Raw genomic sequence first — 18,419 nt, forward strand, 5'->3', positions numbered from 1 at the left:
TTATAACTGTCTGATTATGTAATTATATCATACGATGAATAATTAAACATTATTGTGCTTATAAGGTAGGGGGTATTTTGCTGCTTAATTATTGGAAATTACATCAGCTATGGTCCACTTTAAAGTTCCAGTATATGTACCAGCCGGACTGATTTCTAACTGCTTTAAAAGTAACCCGGTGTCAGGTTCCCAATCTTCTGAAATGTTATCAGTTGTTGAAGTAGTATATGAATTATTATTGGTCTCAACTACTAAAGGAGTAGAACTAATTGGTGAATAATCAGAAGTGTCATTTTGTCGATATACAAGGGTCATATTGCCGTTAAGATCATTATTACTATCATAAAGTCCATTGCTAGTAACTGATAATTGCCAAGGTTCACGAAGACTAGTAACGCTTAAGTCAAAGTCCGATTTACGCTTTAGGTAAGTACTTCTATTACCAAAATGGATATCTTGAAATGCCAAATTATCAGAGACTTTTAATGCCAAAGATTTATTAGGTTGAACGGTAACGTTATAAGTTAATGTGTTTGAAACCATACCGTTAGTTCTATCAACTGCTGTGACTTTAACTTCTTTAGTAGAATTCAGTGGGAAAATATCCCAAATATCATCGCCAGATCCTTCAATAACTTTTAGAAAATCAATATTAGTAGAAGCAGGGAATCCACCTTTTAGATCGATATCTTGTGCTGATGTATACGTATGACCTCCGACTTCTATATTGAAGATGATATCTGAACTGGCAAGATCACTTGGTGCATTGTCACTATAATTTAGATTGAGGTCTGAATTCCAAGTAGAATTATCATTTTTATAAAGCAGGTTATAATCAGTGCTGGAATTTGTACTTAGGTTCAAACTGTAATCTTTTTTAGCCAAAATTGTAAAAGCTGGTGAACTAGTCAAAGCAATACTATTGCTACCAGTGAATGAAGCGGCTGCCTGTTTTACATTAATATCGCTACTAGTGTCGTTGTTAGCTGTTGCCGCTATTGATATTTTGGCTGAACTATTAGTATCGGACAGATCCTTGGCTAGGGTATATTGGAGACTTTCATCAATCAAATCATCTGAAGAAATTTGGACGGGATCTTTGCCATCTGCATATGTGATGGTGGCGATATTTCCGTTTGCATCTGGGGTGACAGTTACATTATCAGGGATTTTTATTTTTGCGGCGATTGCTTGTATAGGGTCATCACCACGAATGTAACTAAGGTTGTAGTCTAAAGATAATTTATCCCCATCAGCAACCGTGTTATCAGTTGCATCATTTGAAATGGTTTTATTCAATGTTTTATCGGTGATCGAAGCACTGGCATCCGAATAAGGTGATTCAGGAGTTGAATCAAGGGCAACTAATTTGGTGGCGGCGGAATCAGTATTTCCGTTAGCTCCAGTGAAGCCCCAGCGGACTTTACCTGAAGTAGTATTTAATTTACTTGTATCGATATCATTAGTGACAATTTTTTTCTTAGACGACGTATTCTCTAGTCCTTCTTCACTAATATCATTATATGTATATGTAAGTTTTGCCATATTGGATCCGTCAGCAGGGGTCCAATCGATAGTGACATGATGCCAATAAACAGGATCTCCAGAAGGCTTGTTTTCATTGATTAAGTTGGCGGCAGTTGGATTGGAGTGGACCATAACGGTTCCGTTATCAAATCCAGGGTAACGAGTGCTTGCACCTTTCATATCAGATATAGGTAACTGATAGTAAGTTCCGGCAAATGATGGATAAGTAACAGCGATACTACCGAATCCACCACCGGTACCATATGTTAAATTACCAGGTATCCCAATAGAAGAAGATGGCTTAGATCCTAAAGATGTATCAAATCCATTTTGAGAATATAAATCACCCAATAGGGGTATTCCCAATGAACTAAGGCCGATAGGTTTATTGTTATCACCGAAGAAATTATTCCTGGCGGTATCAAATTCAAGGGCAACACTATTTTGAATGGCGGAACCTGCTACATAAGATATATTTTTGGCATAAGAGTTAAAGACTAGCATTGTAGAGTTGTCAAAACCATAAACACCCATACCATCAAGTCCTGCTCCTAAAGCGGCGACACCTCGCTTGTCATTTTGTAGCACGAAAGCAATACCTTCACTGTTGACATCTTCAGAACCTTCCCCAGATCCAAAGTATAACCAAGCAGAAATCGTCTGTGGTTTATTGATATCAAATGTTTGATCAGTCGACCAAATTGAGCCATATGTTCCATTACCATTGGCTAATGAAATAACATTTCCATCTGGTGTGTTACTACCTGAATGATCGACTATTTGGGCCGAGTTAGTAGTATATGGATATCCAGTTATGCCATCAGGACTGACAGGTTTAGCGTTAGACATGTAACTGCTGACAGCAAGTCCAGTTGGAGCGTCTTTTAAAACAGCCAAATCTGTTGAGCTAGTTAAAGCAGCGAAAGCACTATTATTATTGATTATTAGAGTACTAAAAATGCTCATGAGAAAAATGAATCCCCACAAGCTTAATTTACGAATATTCCTCATAGATTGCTCCCCCTCAAGAACAATTATTACAAATTCATTTGTAATTATATGATAACTTCAGTATATCACATATTGTATAATTACTATATTAAGGAAATAATTTAACTTTTCAAATTTAGAAATCTTGCTTCCTATTTTAATCAAATATTAAACTACAATATTCCGATATTATCTTATTACTTCCTATATTGCATTGAATATTTTTGCTTATTGAACTATATTATAGCTGTTATAAGTATTTTTATAAAATCGTTGATGCATCATGGCACATAAGTGATCTTAGATCATTTAAGTAGTATTTTTTTTGCACTTATTGTCGTTAGCAAAACGGTTTATCTAAGCTAGGTGATTTAAGGGTGGTCACTTAAACGAAATTATCAAAAAATAGAATTTTTAAATAAGGGAAAAGAAAACTTTATTAGTGGGAGAGCTAATACAAGGGAGATTGAAATGTTGAGACAAAAAGCAACTAATGGGGATGTAAAAAAGAGATTCATATTATATAAGGGACATACTGGCTGGAAAATAAAGACACGTATTTTCGGTAGTTTACTTGTAAGTTTTTCGGCATTCGCAATTGCTGAAAGTACTGGGATCGTCGATGTTCATGCGGCGGCAACGAGCACGCAAACAACCATGTCAAACAGTGCAGCTGAATCGCCGACACCTGCACCTGCTGGTAGCAATACTAATAGCACTTCTGAAAATACAAATCAGGCAACACAAGCAAATCAAACACAACAAAGTACAACTGATGATTCCAATACTGCAACAACACAATATCCGGTTCTATCGCAAAATCAAAATGTCAGTGTAGGTGCTGATGAAACAGCCGTTAATTTAACAGCTGATCAAATCGGAGGGCACTTTACTGCAACTGTTGAAAATAGGGATGGTGGCGATCAGGATTATAATCCTACAAAAAATATCTACACTCAAACAATCAATGCAGATGGGTCTATTTCGCTTACAGCATTGGGTTCTCATACCGTTTACTCTTCATCGGGCAGTACTTCTAATGTGGCAGGACACCAAGCAGCACATGTTTCATTCGAACATGAAATTGATTTTGGTCACGACTTTTCAATGTCCGGTGCTTTAGGTATTGGTAGTAAGAGTAGCGGTGGTGCAGATAGTATCGGTTTTATTTTTGCGCCAGGTGATCCCGCAGAGGCCACTAAAGGTGGCTCTGGTGGACAATTGGGACTTGGTGGTTTGAGCAATGCCTTTGGTTTCATTTTCGATGAATATTATAATAATGACCTTAATGATCCTAGTAATTATTCAATTACTTATCCATACGTAGGCTGGAGAACAACTGACCAGTCTGGTAATTTGCAAAGTACCAAAACAGGTGATGTTCAATCCTCTGGTGCCCTTGGCTTAACACGTAGTTCCATTCCGGTTAATGACTTCACTATGAATTATGACGCTTCAACACAAATGTTAACCGTTGTTTTAAACGAAACTACCTTTAGTCGTCATATCGACGATATTAGTACTGGTTATTCACTTTCGATTGCAGCTTCAACAGGTGGAAGTTTGAATGATTATTCAGCTAAAATCAGTAAATTTAGTTATACTCCTAAGACAATTCCCTTAACGGTCAATTTTGTTGATTCCGCAGATGACTATGCTTTGTTGGATAAGACCTATGTTAAAGCCGTTGCCAATATCGGTGATACTATTTCTGTTTTATCTACTCAAGAAGCTGCCGCACGTGCAGTTGCAGCGGGTGAAGTCAATGCTTCATTGGTATCTGTTATACCAAAGGATTCCGCCGGAAATGTTTATTTGATCGATGGGGATAAAGTCGTTGCTAATAACAATGGAACTGTTCACGTTATTAAAGGCGAAGATAATATTGCAGATAGCACTTATTACAGTTATACGGTTACAGATGGTGATAATCAGCAGATGACGGTTCCTGTAAGATTAGCCTTTACAGCACACGTTACACCAGTTGATTCGACGACTAAACAGCCAATTAGTGGGCTACAACCGGTGACGGTTATTGCAGTTGAAGGCAAACCATCTTTAGTTCAAATACCGGGTTATACAACAACAAAAGTTACTCTAGATCCACCTGCTGATGGGCAGAACATAGCTGAAGACGTTTTGCCAATTGATCAAGGTACAACTCAAACTGATACATCCACGCCGACATCTAATACGGCTAATCCGGTTGGACATTATTATACTGGCAATGGTAAAACAATTGACGGAAAATCAGTCGTTGATAACGCCACCGTCGGAACAGGTCAATCTATTTCTGATAATTTGAATAAGCAACCTTATCAAGATTCTAAAGGCAATGCAATATCTAGTGGTGGAAAAGACATTGATAGTGCCGACTACTATTGGTCAGATGTTGGTAATGCTAACGCAACAGATTCGCTTGATAGTACAAAACCACAAACTGTTGATAGCATACTTTTGCCAACAACAGCTACTTTGGATTATTGGGAGCAACAAGCCGCTGATAATCAAACTACTGCGGACGGTTATAAATAAGAAGCTCAAGCTGCGTATAACGATTTTGTCGTGATATCTGGATTGACTGATGCTCAAAAAGCTTCAGCTTACAAATTGTTACAATCAGTTGCTGATATTTATGAACAAGTTTCAGATAAAAATGGTCAAGCCAAGACTGCTTTTGAGAATGCTAAAACGGATACCGTTGCTACAGATATTTACAAAGATGGTCAAACTGGATATGAAAACATAGAGGCAGTTCAAAATTTATTGGTAAGTTTCGAAGAAGACTTAGATTCCTTGAAGACAACTAATAAAGATGCTCAAAATAGTTTGGCAACATTTGATTCTTGGGTTGTTAATTACGGAGATGACATTGGATTTCCTAAGGTTAGCTTTGGCCCAGATTTTGGAACAGTTAGTTCTGATCAAATTAAGGAATTAAATAATCCTGACTACTATGAATTTTATACTTTTGGTGCTTCAGGTATGGGTGATACACCAGTGACGCCTAAAGATGTAGGCCGATATATCTTTAAATTAACTGATGCCGGACGTACCAAGTTAAAGAGTTTTAGCACTAATGAGAATGCTGGACTCTATGTTTCTGGTACTTTAACGATAAATCCAAAAGATGTTGTCGCTAATGTTAATAGCTCATCAGTGGTTTATGGTGATACACCCAAAATTAGTGGCGAATTAGATGGAACTGCTGTTGATTCAGCGGATTTTGAAATATATGATAATACGGCAAAAAAGGTAGTCACAGCCAATCAACTACAAGTTGGTGGAGATTATTCAATTAGATATACTAGTCAGGCTCAAGCTGATTTAAATAAAGGAAATTATGAGATTACTAAATTTAATACTGGAAAACTTACAGTTAACAAACGTCCATTGACTATAACAGCATCTGACAATGCTAAAACTTACGGTGATGATCTTGAGCCTGAATTAGTTGGTACAGCTGATAATTTAGTTAATGGTGATACTTTGGATAGTATCGGTGTTAAATTTGTGCGAGCTAGTGGTAAAGATGCTGGCCAATATGAAATTAATGCCGATACTTCAAGTGTTAAAAATTACCAAGTTACAGTAAACTCAGGTAATTTTATTATTGGTAAAAAACCAGTAACTGTAACCGCTGATCCGATCACTAAAGTCTATGGGGAGCCTAATCCTACATTGACCTTTACTGTAGAACCAGGTTCTCTTGTAGGTGATGATACAAAATCAGACTTAGGTGTTACTTTGACATGTGACTCAGATGTAAATTTTGGAAGTCATGATATAACCGGTACGAGCGATAGCGCAAACTATAATGTTACAGTGAATCCCGGAAAGTTAACGATTACTAAAGCCCCTGCTAATCTAACTATTAACAAAGTATCAATAACCTATGGAGATACTCCAACATTTACAAGCACAATTGATGCAAAAGATGCTACTAATAATCTAGAACAAAGCGATTTTGAAGTAGTCGATTCAACCGGAAAAGCAGTCGATTCAGGTTTTCAAGTTAGCGAGAATTATACTGTGCAATTAAAAGATGGAGTGTTTGATAAACTTCAAAAAGCTAATCCAAATTATGAATTTAGTACGCCTACTGGCGCCCAACTAACCGTAAATCCAAAGGACATTACAGTAACAGCAGCTGACAGTGGTAAGACATACGGTGAGGCTGATCCAGCTGAATATACTTTAACTGGTGATTCTGCCGATGGCTTAGTAACTGGTGATACCCTTGCAGACTTAGGTGTTGAATTAAGTCGTGTGCCTGGCGAAGATGCTGATGAATATAAAATAAGTGGTACAGCAGCTGATAGTAACTATAGGGTTACTGTAATTGATGGAACATTTACGATTAATCCAAAACAAATAACCGTTACTGCAGCAAACGATACCAAAGTTTACGGTCAGAAAGATCCTACATTTACTTTAAGTGCTGATTCAGCTAGTCAGTTGGTTAATAACGACAAACTTACTGATTTGACTCTTAATTTAACAAGTAATTCTAGTGGAGACGTTGGTGAATATAAAATAAGTGGCACAGCGGAGAATAGTAACTATATAATAAAGGTTACTCCTGGAACCTTTACAATCACTCCAGCTTCCGCAGATATTAAGATTGAACCCACAGAAGTTGTGTATGGCTCTACACCTGTATTTTCCAGTTATTCAACAACCAGTGATGTTACTGACAATCTTGATCAAAATGATTATGAAGTAGTGGATTCTCAAGGTAATGTTGTAACGACCAGATTACAAGTTGGTGAAACTTATAAAGTTCAACTAAAAGCTGGCGCTTTAGACAAATTACATGAGAAAAATCCTAACTATGACTTTAGTAATCCTGAAGCAAATACACTTGTAGTAACTCCAAAAAATATTACAGTCACTGCTGCTGACAGTGGTAAGACATACGGTGAGGCTGATCCAGCTGAATATACTTTAACTGGTGATTCTGCCGATGGCTTAGTAACTGGTGATACCCTTGCAGACTTAGGTGTTGAATTAAGTCGAGCAACTGGTAAAAATGTTGGAGATTATAAAATTAATCTAGCTAATCCTTCTGAATTAAATAAAAACTATAATGTTACTTTCAAGTCTGGTAATTTTAGTATTACTAAAAAAGCTGTAACCGTTGTGGCGGCTGATGGGCAGAAGACGTTTGGTGATCCAGAACCCACTTTGGAGTTAACCCCTGATTCTGCTAAAGTACTTGAACCAGATGATAATATTTCAAATTTAGATGTTACCCTAAGTCGTGAAAAGGGTGAAGATGCTAATGATTATCAAATAACCGGAACTTCTAATAGTCAAAATTATCAAGTAACAGTCACTCCTGGAACATTTACGATCACTCCAGCTTCCGCTACGGTAAATATTGATTCAGTAAATATGACTTATGGTGATCAACCTAGTTTTTCTGCCACAGTTGGTGTTGGTCAGATGACCTTTAATCAGAGTGACTTTGAAATTGTTGATGGAAATAAACAAGACGTTAATGTTTCTGATTTGCAAGCTGGGGGAAATTACAGTATTAAATTAAATGATGCGGCAATAAAGAGGTTGAATACTGAAAATCCTAATTATAAATTTGGTTCAATAACTCCGGCTAAGTTAAATGTGGCAAAACGTCCAATTATCGTTACGATTGATGGTCAATCTGTATATGTTGGTGAAAATGATCCGGAAAATAATGCTGTACTTGTAAAACCAAGAATTGGGGATGATAATTTACTACCTAGTTTGAATTTGAGTTACAACGAACCAGATTCAACGACTGTTGGTACCTACGATATTACAGCCTCAAGTGATAATCCCAATTTTGATATTACTTTCATTCCTGGAAAGTTAATCGTATTAGGCAAAGATGTTGATAAAGATGGCAACGTTACGATAACTGAAAAGGATAAAGATGGTAATGTAACTAAAGTTACGAAACAATGGAACGATGATGGAAATAAGGAAACCGTATATAATTATGATCCTGCAACCGGTACAAAAACTGTTACAGAGACTAATGACGGTAAAACTGTCGATCAGCAAACAATTGATCCAACTAAAGGCGAGGCGATTTTGCCAGATAGTGATGGAGCTGCAACTGTTGTAAGTACTGACGATTCTAATGAACCAAAAATTATTCATTATCAAGCCGACCCTGATAAAGATGGATTAACTAGTGCCGATGAATTAATAAAATATGGTACTGATCCTTTGGATCCAGATAGTGATAAAGATGGGGTTAGTGATGGTGATGAAGTTAAGAATGGTACCGATCCTTTAGTTCCTAACTATTCTAATCAAGACACAGCTAAAGTTGTAATGAAAAATCAAACCGTAGGAACAACTACTAAGATGGTTAAACTTTACGATAAAGATGGTAATTTGATAGAAGATAGAATGTTGGGTGTTAATACTGACTGGCGTAGCGATGAAGAATATACATTAAATGATGTGCTATATTATCGTGTTTCAACCAATGAATTTGTTAAAGCAAGCGATGTCTATGTATACCTTTATCAAGGTCCAACTTTTATCAGAGTATATAATGACGAAAAAGGTAATCTAGTAGATTATACTGGATCACCAGCAAGTCGAAGTTTAGCTCCAAGTTCAGAATGGAGAACTGATAGGATCGCAATCATAAATGGTCAAAATTATTATCGAGTTTCAACTGATGAATTTGTGCCCGTTGAAAAAGTTTATGAGTATCAGGATTCTGATACAGTTATAACAACTAATTCAGAAACCACTGCTTATAACGAACGAGGCAAGAATACCGATGTTATATTGCCAGCAAATACAGCTTATAAAGTAGATAAAGTTGTAGTGATTAATGGTGTTGTTAACTACCGTGTTTCGACTAACGAATTTATTAAAAAAGATATGAATTAAAAAAGTGAACACCTGTAAAATTGTTTTGTCTCAAAATATGCAGCATAAACGTGGAACAAAACATAGCTTTTTCCGCTTAAAACAATAGGTCCAGTAATCTTAGATTACTGGACCTATTTGCCTTAATGCTCGAAAGCTGAACATGTTTTGTCCCACTCTGTCCACTTTTTGTCTAAAAATTAATCATTGCTGACAATGATCTGTCCAAGATTGTGATTTTGTTCCATTAGATAGCGATGTGCATCTTGGATTTCATCTAACTTAAAAATTTTAGCAATTGGTATTTGGAGTTTATTCTTATTAATAATTTCAAACATTTCATTTAAAGTATCTATGTCAACATTTGTAGAATCGTAAAAAGTTGCGTACTTTCCATCTAGGTTCATAAATGGATCGAAGTCTTTCCAGATCCAATCGCCTGTTAACATCCCAACAAGTGTATAAATTCCATTATTTTTAAGATGTGACAGTGTATCTTCAACAGCAGGTACTCCAAGCATATCAATGACTCCATCAAATTTTTCGTCAGTATCTAGTTGATGGTCGTTATCTATGAAGACGTTATCTGCACCTAATTTTAGTAATGTATCTTTACGTTTTTCTTGTCTAGTGGTACTGGCAACTGATAATCCCATAGCTTTTCCCAAGACTAATGCCGCCATACCAACACCAGTTGTTCCTCCACGAACTAGCAATGACTGTCCTTTAGATAGTTTAGTAGCTTTTAGAGCACCAAAGGCGGTGTAAAATGTTTCTGGATAATTTGCTAATTCAGTCCAAGGACCATCAAATTCTACTGGGTAAATTATACTATCGGGAATTAAGGCATACTCTTGATAACTTCCATCAAATTCTCGACCTAATCCACCCATGAGGGTAACAACTTTTTGGCCTGTTTTTAAATTCCCTGATTCTGATGATCGATAAACTTCACCAACACCTTCAACCCCGATAACTCTAGGAAATTTTACCGATGGAGAACCACCAGCACGTGTTAAAGCTTCATATCTATGTACAGCAAAGGCGTGGATTTTAATGACCGATTTATTTTTAGTTGCTTTTGGGATCGGACGTTCTTCTATTTGAAGTGCTTCTGGTCCGCCAGCTTTTCTTACTACAACTGATTTCATATTTAAAATTCCTCTCTTCTAAAAAAGTCTTTATTTAGTAAGAATCTTCGCGCATTGATTCTGGCCAATCTTTAATTGAATGGTGACGATCGAATTTACGCAAACTGTTTATTTCTTCAGTAGTCAAATCAAAATTAAGCGATTCAAAATTAGATTTTATATGATCAAAATTGGTTGATTTAGGAATAGTGACAATTTTTTGTTGGGTCAGCCAACGTAGGAGAATTTGGGCTGATGAGACTTGGTACTTGCCGGCTAAATCACGTACTTCTGGTAGTTTCATCATTTCGCTTCCAAAGTTTTCACCTAATGGTGCCCAAGATTCGTGAACAATATCATGGTCCATAAGATAGGGATGCATTTTTTCCTGCTGCCAAAATAGATGAGTTTCAATTTGGTCAATTACGGGTTTTACATGACTATTTGCCAAAAGTTTATCAATTTGTTTGCTATTAAAATTACTTAAGCCAATGGCACGAACTTTTCCTGCTTGATAGGCATCTTCTAGGGCACGATAAGTTTCTAAACTATTATTTGTTGGCCAGTGGATGATCACTAGGTCAAAGTAGTCACTTCCAAAACGGTTAAGGGAATCATCTAATCCTTTGATAGTTTCATCGTAACCATCCGTCTGTGTTTTAGTAGTAACAAAAAATTGGTCTCGGGAAATTTTGCTATTCTTAATTGCTGAACCAACACCTCTTTCGGTACCGTAAACTTGTGCGGTATCGATACTTCTATAACCAATTTTTATTGCTTTAGCGACATTTTCTTCAGTAACTGCAGGTGGTGTTTGAAAAGTACCATAGCCTAGAACTGGCATTTTGACACCATTATTAAATATTACGTGTTCCATAAAATATCTCCTTTTGAGTGTTTTGTTTAGATTACTCGTAATTAATTAAAAGGTAAAATGCCTAAAGTAAAGCTTTTACAATACCTGAAATGCATATCTAGTCTGCAATACTCGAATCAGTTCAATCAATAGTGTTACACTTAATGTCCATGTGATAGGAGGTGGGGTGTGAAATGGCAATGAAACCTCAAAAAATCGTTAAGCTACTAAAGCAAAATGGATTTGTCGAAAAATCCCAAAAGGGATCACATTTAAAAATGTACAATCCAACTACTAACGTTACAGTTCCAGTACCCATTCATCACGATAAGGAATTGGAGCACGGAATTGAAAGTAAGATATTAAAGCAAGCTGGAATTGAGCAGTCTTCATAACTCCTTTGGAGTTGGAAGACTGTTTTTTTGTCTAACATGTAAATTTCAGAAAATATAATTGCCTTATTATTAAATAAAAAATTATATTTGGATGAATTTTCCCACATGTGAAAGTTAGCTTGTCCTAATTAAAAATAAGAACTCTAAAAATAATTTTTTATAAAATGAACCGATAATCAAATGTATATAATATGGTATATGTTGATATATAACAATTTTGGAATAACTTTTCGAATTTGAGTTTAATACCTTAAAATTGACAAATTGATCGATTTGATTTAAAAATACTGGTGAATCATCCAAGTTCTTTTTGTTAGCATTACCTAAAAAAATCTTTACAGATTGTTAATTTGTATTAGAATGGGAAACGTAGAAAGGGGCAGTTTACATGTCAAAAGAGAAAAAGGTTTTCAAAAGAGTTTTAGTAGGTGTTGATGATTCAGCTGACGCTCAACTTGCATTTAGATATGCAATGAGACGATGTATCAACGATAATTCCACGATGATAATTACTTCTATTTTGGAAAATGACGAAATGAATGTTTATCAAGCTTTGACCAAGGATTATGTTCACGGGGAAAGAAAAGAATTAGAAGAACATATCAAAGAATATCGTCAAGTGGCATTGGATGCCGGCGTTAAAAAGGTAGAGATGTTTGTCGCTGAAGGTGATCCTGGTGAAACTATCGTTAAAGAAGTTATTCCTGAAACTAAAGCTGATTTATTAGTTATTGGTTCTTTGTCAAAAAAGGGGATCAAAAAATATTTTGGTTCACAGGCAGCATACATGGCAAAGCACTCGCCAATTTCCATAATGATCGTTCGTTAAGGGAATCGGATCGTAATTTGTACTAAGGGAGATTAGTTATGACAAAAGAGAATGAAACTCCACGTAAGCATAAACTTATTCAATATGCGAATGGTCCTTCACTAGAAGAGATCAATGGTACAGTTTCAGTACCAAAGGATAAGGGATTTTTTAAAACATTATTAGCATATTCAGGGCCAGGTGCACTTGTTGCGGTTGGTTATATGGATCCAGGTAATTGGTCAACATCGATCACCGGTGGTCAGAATTTCCAGTATTTACTAATGTCAGTTATTCTAATTTCTAGTTTAATTGCTATGTTGTTGCAATATATGGCAGCTAAACTAGGGATTGTAAGCAGTATGGATCTAGCGCAAGCTATTAGAGCCAGAACGAGTAAGGCGTTAGGTATTGTTTTATGGATTTTAACGGAATTTGCGATTATGGCGACAGATATTGCCGAAGTTATTGGTGCGGCGATCGCACTGTACTTGTTGTTCCACATTCCATTGGTGATTGCGGTATTTATCACCGTATTAGATGTTTTAGTTTTGCTATTATTAACAAAAATCGGTTTTAGAAAAATTGAAGCTATTGTTGTTTGTTTGATTTTAGTTATTTTATTTGTATTCGTTTATCAAGTTGCTTTATCAGATCCTGATTGGGGTGCAGCAATTAAGGGATTACTTCCAACTACTAAGACTTTTTCTACTAGTGAAAAGGTTGCTGGTATGACACCATTGAGTGGTGCTTTAGGTATTATTGGTGCGACTGTTATGCCTCATAATTTGTACTTGCATTCAGCTATTTCACAAACACGTAAAGTTGATCATAATGATGAAGAATCAGTTGCTAGAAATGTTAGATTCTCAGCTTGGGATTCAAATATCCAATTGACGGCTGCATTCTTTGTTAATGCATTGTTATTGATCATGGGTGTTGCGGTATTTAAGACTGGTGCTGTTAAAGATCCATCATTCTTTGGTTTGTATGAAGCACTTTCAGATACATCTACTTTAAGTAATGGTATTTTGATCGGTGTTGCTAAATCTGGTATTTTATCAACTTTATTCGCCGTTGCCTTGTTGGCATCTGGTCAAAATTCAACTATCACTGGTACACTTACTGGACAAGTGATCATGGAAGGCTTCGTTCATATGAAGATGCCTCTTTGGTTGAGAAGATTGGTTACACGTTTGATCTCTGTTATTCCAGTTTTGGTTTGTGTTATGTTGACTAGCGGTAAAAGTGCTATTGATGAACATACAGCTTTAAATAATTTGATGAATAATTCACAGGTATTCTTAGCCTTTGCTTTACCATTCTCAATGTTGCCGCTATTAATAATGACTGATAGTGCCATGGAAATGGGTAATAGATTTAAGAATAGTCTTTGGATAAAAGTCTGTGGTTGGTTATCAGTTATCGGATTAACTATTTTAAATCTGATAAGTTTACCTGATCAAATCTTAGCCTTCTTTGGAGATAATCCTACAAATGGAGATATGGTGATTTCAAAAATTATTGCTTATGCTTTGATATTAGCTGTTTTAGCATTATTAGTTTGGACCGTGGTTGATCTTCATAAAGGTAATAAGAAGTTGGCAGAACAAGTTAGAAAAGATAAACTGGTTGCTGAAGAATAGAAATCAAAAAAAGCAGGATATTCATGAGAAATTCTTATGAATATTCTGCTTCTTTTAGTTAAAATAAAATTATGAAAATAATAATATCACCGGCTAAAAAAATGGTGGTTGATACTGATAGTTTTGACTATGAGCAACTGCCGCAATACTTGGATAAAAGTAAATTGATTTTGAAGGAAATGCGAAAATTAACTTATAAGGAAGCAAAAAAACTTTGGAGATGTAGTGACAAATTAGCTGAAGCAAATTTTCAATGGCTTCAAGAACTGGAAATAAGTAATCATTTAACGCCTGCTTTGTTAGCTTTTAGTGGAATACAGTACCAGTACATGGCTCCAGATCTTTTTACGGAGCCGGCACTTGCGTATGTTAAAAATAATTTGCGTATTTTATCGGGCTTTTATGGGATATTACGTCCGTTTGATGGAGTCGTTCCTTATCGATTGGAGATGCAGTCGAATTTAAAAGTTTCAGGGAGCAATCTTTATGATTTTTGGAACTCACAAATCTACCAAGCACTTGGTGGAATGGAAGATATTGTTAATCTGGCATCAAAAGAATACGCCAAAACGATTATTCCCTTTTTAGCCCCTGATCAGAAATTTGTCACGATAGTTTTTGGAAGCATTGTTGATGGTAAGTTAAAAACTAAGGCGGCTTTGGCAAAAATGGCACGTGGAGAGATGGTTAGATTTATGGCCGAAAATCAAATTACTAAGATTGAAGATATTAAATATTTCTCCCATCCCGATTGGGAATATTCTCCAGAACGTTCTACTAAAGAACAAATTGTGTTTGTTTTTCAAGGGTAGTTAAATATGACACTTTAAATATAAGTAAAACTAGCCTATTATAAATATCGTTACTTAAATTGTATATATAATATTAAAAAAATAATAAAAAAAGAAGGATGATAATGACATGGTCTAATTGGCAATTGCCGCCTTTTATAACTAGTGTCTTCTTTATCTTAGGCGTCTTTACTTTATATTGGGTCACATTTAACTGGCTCATATCTTGGGTACATTCTCGGCATATGGATGTTACAGATGAATTTGTTAATAATTTGTTCGGCGTGATATATATGCTGATATTTGTTTTTAGCATTCAAACGTTAGTTGTAGGTAAGACCGATTCTTGGATATTTATGAATTTCCAATTATTGGCGATCACTTTCTGTGCATACTATTTGAATATACATATTCCATACTATTTCTTTTTTCCAATAGTATTAGTTTATATGGTATTTAATCATTCTATTGGTTACTGGCAATCCTGGGGACATGCAATAACTTTGATGGCGTTCTTTTGGACGTTAAATGTTATTCGAGTAAGATTTCATGATAAAAAAAGTGCGCCGTGGATATATTTGTTAGTGACGACTGGATTTGGCGGACCTCTGTGGTTTTGGATGAGATTAAAATTCAATCTTACTTGGGGAACTTTCTGGCAAGAGTGGCTCTATATGATCATATTTGAGGAATTACTATATATGTATGTTTCGATGTTATCCCATGATGTTAAATTGAAATTGCAATTAACTAAATTTGCTAGTCATGATGCGTTGACTAAAACGGGAAATTTTGCGGCTTATACTGATGACATCAAGTGTTTCTTTGCGAATAGCCTCAAAAAGGATCTTCCCTTATCAATGATGATGTTTGATATTGATCATTTCAAAAATATTAATGATACATATGGTCATCTAGCGGGGGATCATGTTTTACAGCAAGTGTCTTCGGTCGTACAAACCGTTTTAGATGCCAACGATCCCAATGTTAAGTTTTATCGTACTGGTGGAGAAGAATTTAATATTATTTTCCCAGGTTATAAAAGCAAGGATACTAAGATAATTGTTAATCAAATATTCACAGCTATTAATCATTTGCAGATTCATTCAGGACTACAATTAATTAATATTTCTATATCGGTTGGTGTATCCGAAGTGACAGCTGATGATAAGGCACCAATGGATTTCTACAATCGAGTTGATCAAAATTTATATTATTCTAAGCGACATGGACGAATGCAAGTCACAGTTGCTTAATAGTTAAGGCCCTAGTTATAAGGGTCTTTTTTATTTGTTTAAACATATATTGCAATATTCATAAAAAAAATTATTCTAATGTGATGTTTAAACATCTTTTGAATATAGTATCTTATAGTTGTAAATAAGAACTAGGAGGTGTTTAAACATGGATAACACAACAGATATGCTGGCCCCAGTTGGGGGAGATCTCGTAAATATTGCTGAAGTTCACGATCCTATGTTCTCCGAAAAGGATATGGGTGAAGGATTTGGTGTTTTGCCAAATGACAACAAGATAGTATCACCTGTTTCAGGTAAGATCGTTTTAATTGCTAGCACCAAACATGCAATTGGAATTGATTCCACAAATGGAATGGAAATTCTATTGCATATGGGTGTTGATACAGTTGATCTTGATGGCGAACCTTTTGATATCTTGGTTAAGGAAGGTGACAAAGTTGAAGCTGGACAACAACTTGCCACAATGGATATTAACCAGATAATAAAGGCTGGAAAGATAACAGATGTTATTGTTGCTATTACCAATACTGCAATGGTTCTAAAAGAAATTGACGTTCATCCCGGCAAGGTTAAAGCTGGCGATCAAGCTGCAACAGTTAGCCTTTTGGCACAGGGTGAAAGTGAATCCGTAGCTGATGCGAGTACAGAAAAAGTTAACTTTGATGAACTTGCTAAAGATATAATAAAGAACATTGGTGGACCGACTAATGTCGATAATGTTATTCACTGTATAACGCGTGTCCGTTTTTATTTGAAAGATGAATCAAAAGCAGATGACGCGGCAATAAAAAATTTAAATGGTGTCTTAGATGTCGCCAAAGCAGGGGGCCAATATCAAGTTGTTATCGGACCGGCTGTTGAAGATGTCTTTGATGCAGTAGTTGATCACTTAGGGCCAGGTATCGGAACTAACGATAATGAGTCAAAAGTGAAAAAAGAACCAGTTCCTAAGGGAGTCTGGCCTAAAACTAAGTATTATGCTAGTTCTTTGATTGGTGTTATCACAGCTAGTATGATGCCAGTTATTGGATTATTAGCTGCTTCAGGTATTCTAAAGGGATTATTATCTCTGATAGTTTCCGCAAATTGGTTATCCAATACAAGTAGTACATACATGATAATTAATGCTATGGGCGATTCTGTCTTTTATTTCTTGCCCATTTTAGTAGGATTTACCGCTGCAAAACGATTGGGAGCTAATCAAATAATTGTTGGTGTTATTGGTGGGGTATTAGCATATCCAACCTTAGTACAATTAGCTTCTAAAACTAGTTCAGTTCAAATGACAATGAATGCGGATTTCTTCGGAATTCCAATACATGTGGCAAATTACACTTACTCGATTTTTCCAATGATTGCAGCTGCATGGTTAGCATCAATTGTTGAACCATGGTTAAAGAAACATATCGCTGCTACTGTCAGAATGATCGTCAGTCCCTTACTAGAGGTGTTCATAGTAAGTGCAGTTATCTTAGTTGTTGTAGGACCGATCATTACTTTGATGAGTTCATATTTAGCCGAAGGAATTGTTGCTCTGTTAGGATTTAGCCCGGCAATATCAGGATTCATCATTGGTGGATTTTATCAGTGCTTAGTTATCTTTGGATTACATTGGGCTGTAATACCGGTAGTTGCTAGTCAAATCGCAACCACTGGACATAGCGCTTTAAATGCCATTATCTCAGTAACTATGGTCGCTCAAGGTGCCGCAGTTATGGCTGTATTCTTTAAAACTAAAAAGAATATTGCGATGAAACAAATTGCTGGTGCGGCAACAATTTCTGCTTTTGCAGGAATCACAGAACCCGCAATGTATGGTATTAACTTAAAATACGGAAGAGTATTCTGGACTGCCAATATTGGTAGTGCGATCGGTGGATTGCTCACAGGTTTACTTCATGTTGATATGTGGGGATTTGCTGGATCATTGATAGGATTTGCCTCATTTATCAATCCTAAAGGAATTGATAGTAGCTTCACAGGATTCTTAATTGCTTCAGTTGTTGCTTTAGCTGTATCGTTCACATGTACTTACTTCTTTGGATTTAAGGAACAAGATCTCGAAGTCGGTGTACATGCCGTTGAAAAAGTAAGATTGGGAAGTAGAGAACCAGCTGTAAAAGATGCAGAAGTTTAGATAA

General features: G+C 35.9%; 11 protein-coding genes. 8 read left to right on the forward strand and 3 right to left on the reverse strand.

Going from position 1 to position 18,419, the window contains the following annotated elements:
* Window positions 1-84: 84 nt before the first annotated feature.
* Window positions 85-2,538, reverse strand: coding sequence for a hypothetical protein (locus EKM77_RS06085; protein ID WP_125593173.1), 2,454 nt, complete (start codon window positions 2,536-2,538; stop codon window positions 85-87).
* A gap of 450 nt (window positions 2,539-2,988) precedes the next feature.
* Here EKM77_RS06085 and EKM77_RS06090 point away from each other — a divergent pair, with 450 nt between their 5' ends.
* Together EKM77_RS06090 and EKM77_RS06095 are read left to right on the forward strand one after the other, a co-directional pair.
* A complete protein-coding gene (locus EKM77_RS06090; RefSeq protein WP_125593174.1) occupies window positions 2,989-5,052 on the forward strand; it encodes a lectin-like domain-containing protein in 2,064 nt (687 codons plus the stop codon).
* A gap of 42 nt (window positions 5,053-5,094) precedes the next feature.
* Complete coding sequence (locus EKM77_RS06095; protein WP_125593175.1) at window positions 5,095-9,414, forward strand: MBG domain-containing protein; 4,320 nt, start codon at window positions 5,095-5,097, stop codon at window positions 9,412-9,414.
* 179 nt (window positions 9,415-9,593) lie between these two features.
* On the opposite strand, the gene EKM77_RS06100 is transcribed toward EKM77_RS06095, so the two are convergent.
* Together EKM77_RS06100 and EKM77_RS06105 are read right to left on the reverse strand one after the other, a co-directional pair.
* Window positions 9,594-10,544, reverse strand: coding sequence for a zinc-binding dehydrogenase (locus EKM77_RS06100; protein WP_125593176.1), 951 nt, complete (start codon window positions 10,542-10,544; stop codon window positions 9,594-9,596).
* A gap of 34 nt (window positions 10,545-10,578) precedes the next feature.
* Entirely contained in the window at window positions 10,579-11,400 is an 822-nt protein-coding gene (locus tag EKM77_RS06105) for an aldo/keto reductase (protein WP_125593177.1), read from the reverse strand.
* Window positions 11,401-11,573: 173 nt separating this feature from the next.
* Between EKM77_RS06105 and EKM77_RS06110 the strand changes: the two genes are divergently transcribed.
* From EKM77_RS06110 to EKM77_RS06135, 6 genes are all read left to right on the forward strand, one after another.
* Window positions 11,574-11,774 (forward strand): type II toxin-antitoxin system HicA family toxin, encoded by a 201-nt coding sequence (locus EKM77_RS06110; protein ID WP_125593178.1) that lies wholly within the window; start codon window positions 11,574-11,576, stop codon window positions 11,772-11,774.
* A gap of 388 nt (window positions 11,775-12,162) precedes the next feature.
* On the forward strand, window positions 12,163-12,603 hold the full coding sequence (locus EKM77_RS06115) for a universal stress protein (protein ID WP_125593179.1): 441 nt from the start codon (window positions 12,163-12,165) through the stop codon (window positions 12,601-12,603).
* Window positions 12,604-12,641: 38 nt separating this feature from the next.
* Window positions 12,642-14,228, forward strand: coding sequence for an Nramp family divalent metal transporter (locus EKM77_RS06120; RefSeq protein WP_125593180.1), 1,587 nt, complete (start codon window positions 12,642-12,644; stop codon window positions 14,226-14,228).
* A 71-nt stretch (window positions 14,229-14,299) separates the two neighbouring features.
* Window positions 14,300-15,040: a peroxide stress protein YaaA gene (gene yaaA, locus EKM77_RS06125; RefSeq protein ID WP_125593181.1), complete on the forward strand. Its 741-nt coding sequence runs from the start codon at window positions 14,300-14,302 to the stop codon at window positions 15,038-15,040.
* A 104-nt stretch (window positions 15,041-15,144) separates the two neighbouring features.
* Window positions 15,145-16,275 carry a GGDEF domain-containing protein gene (locus tag EKM77_RS06130; RefSeq protein ID WP_125593182.1) on the forward strand — a complete coding sequence of 377 codons (1,131 nt, stop codon included), beginning with the start codon at window positions 15,145-15,147 and terminating at the stop codon, window positions 16,273-16,275.
* A 148-nt stretch (window positions 16,276-16,423) separates the two neighbouring features.
* The gene (locus EKM77_RS06135) at window positions 16,424-18,415 is read left to right on the forward strand and encodes a glucose PTS transporter subunit IIA (protein ID WP_125593183.1); all 1,992 of its coding nucleotides are present in this window, start codon (window positions 16,424-16,426) and stop codon (window positions 18,413-18,415) included.
* The last annotated feature ends 4 nt before the right edge of the window (window positions 18,416-18,419 follow it).

The organism is Companilactobacillus baiquanensis (assembly GCF_003946605.1).
GTDB classification, from domain to species: Bacteria; Bacillota; Bacilli; order Lactobacillales; family Lactobacillaceae; genus Companilactobacillus; species Companilactobacillus baiquanensis.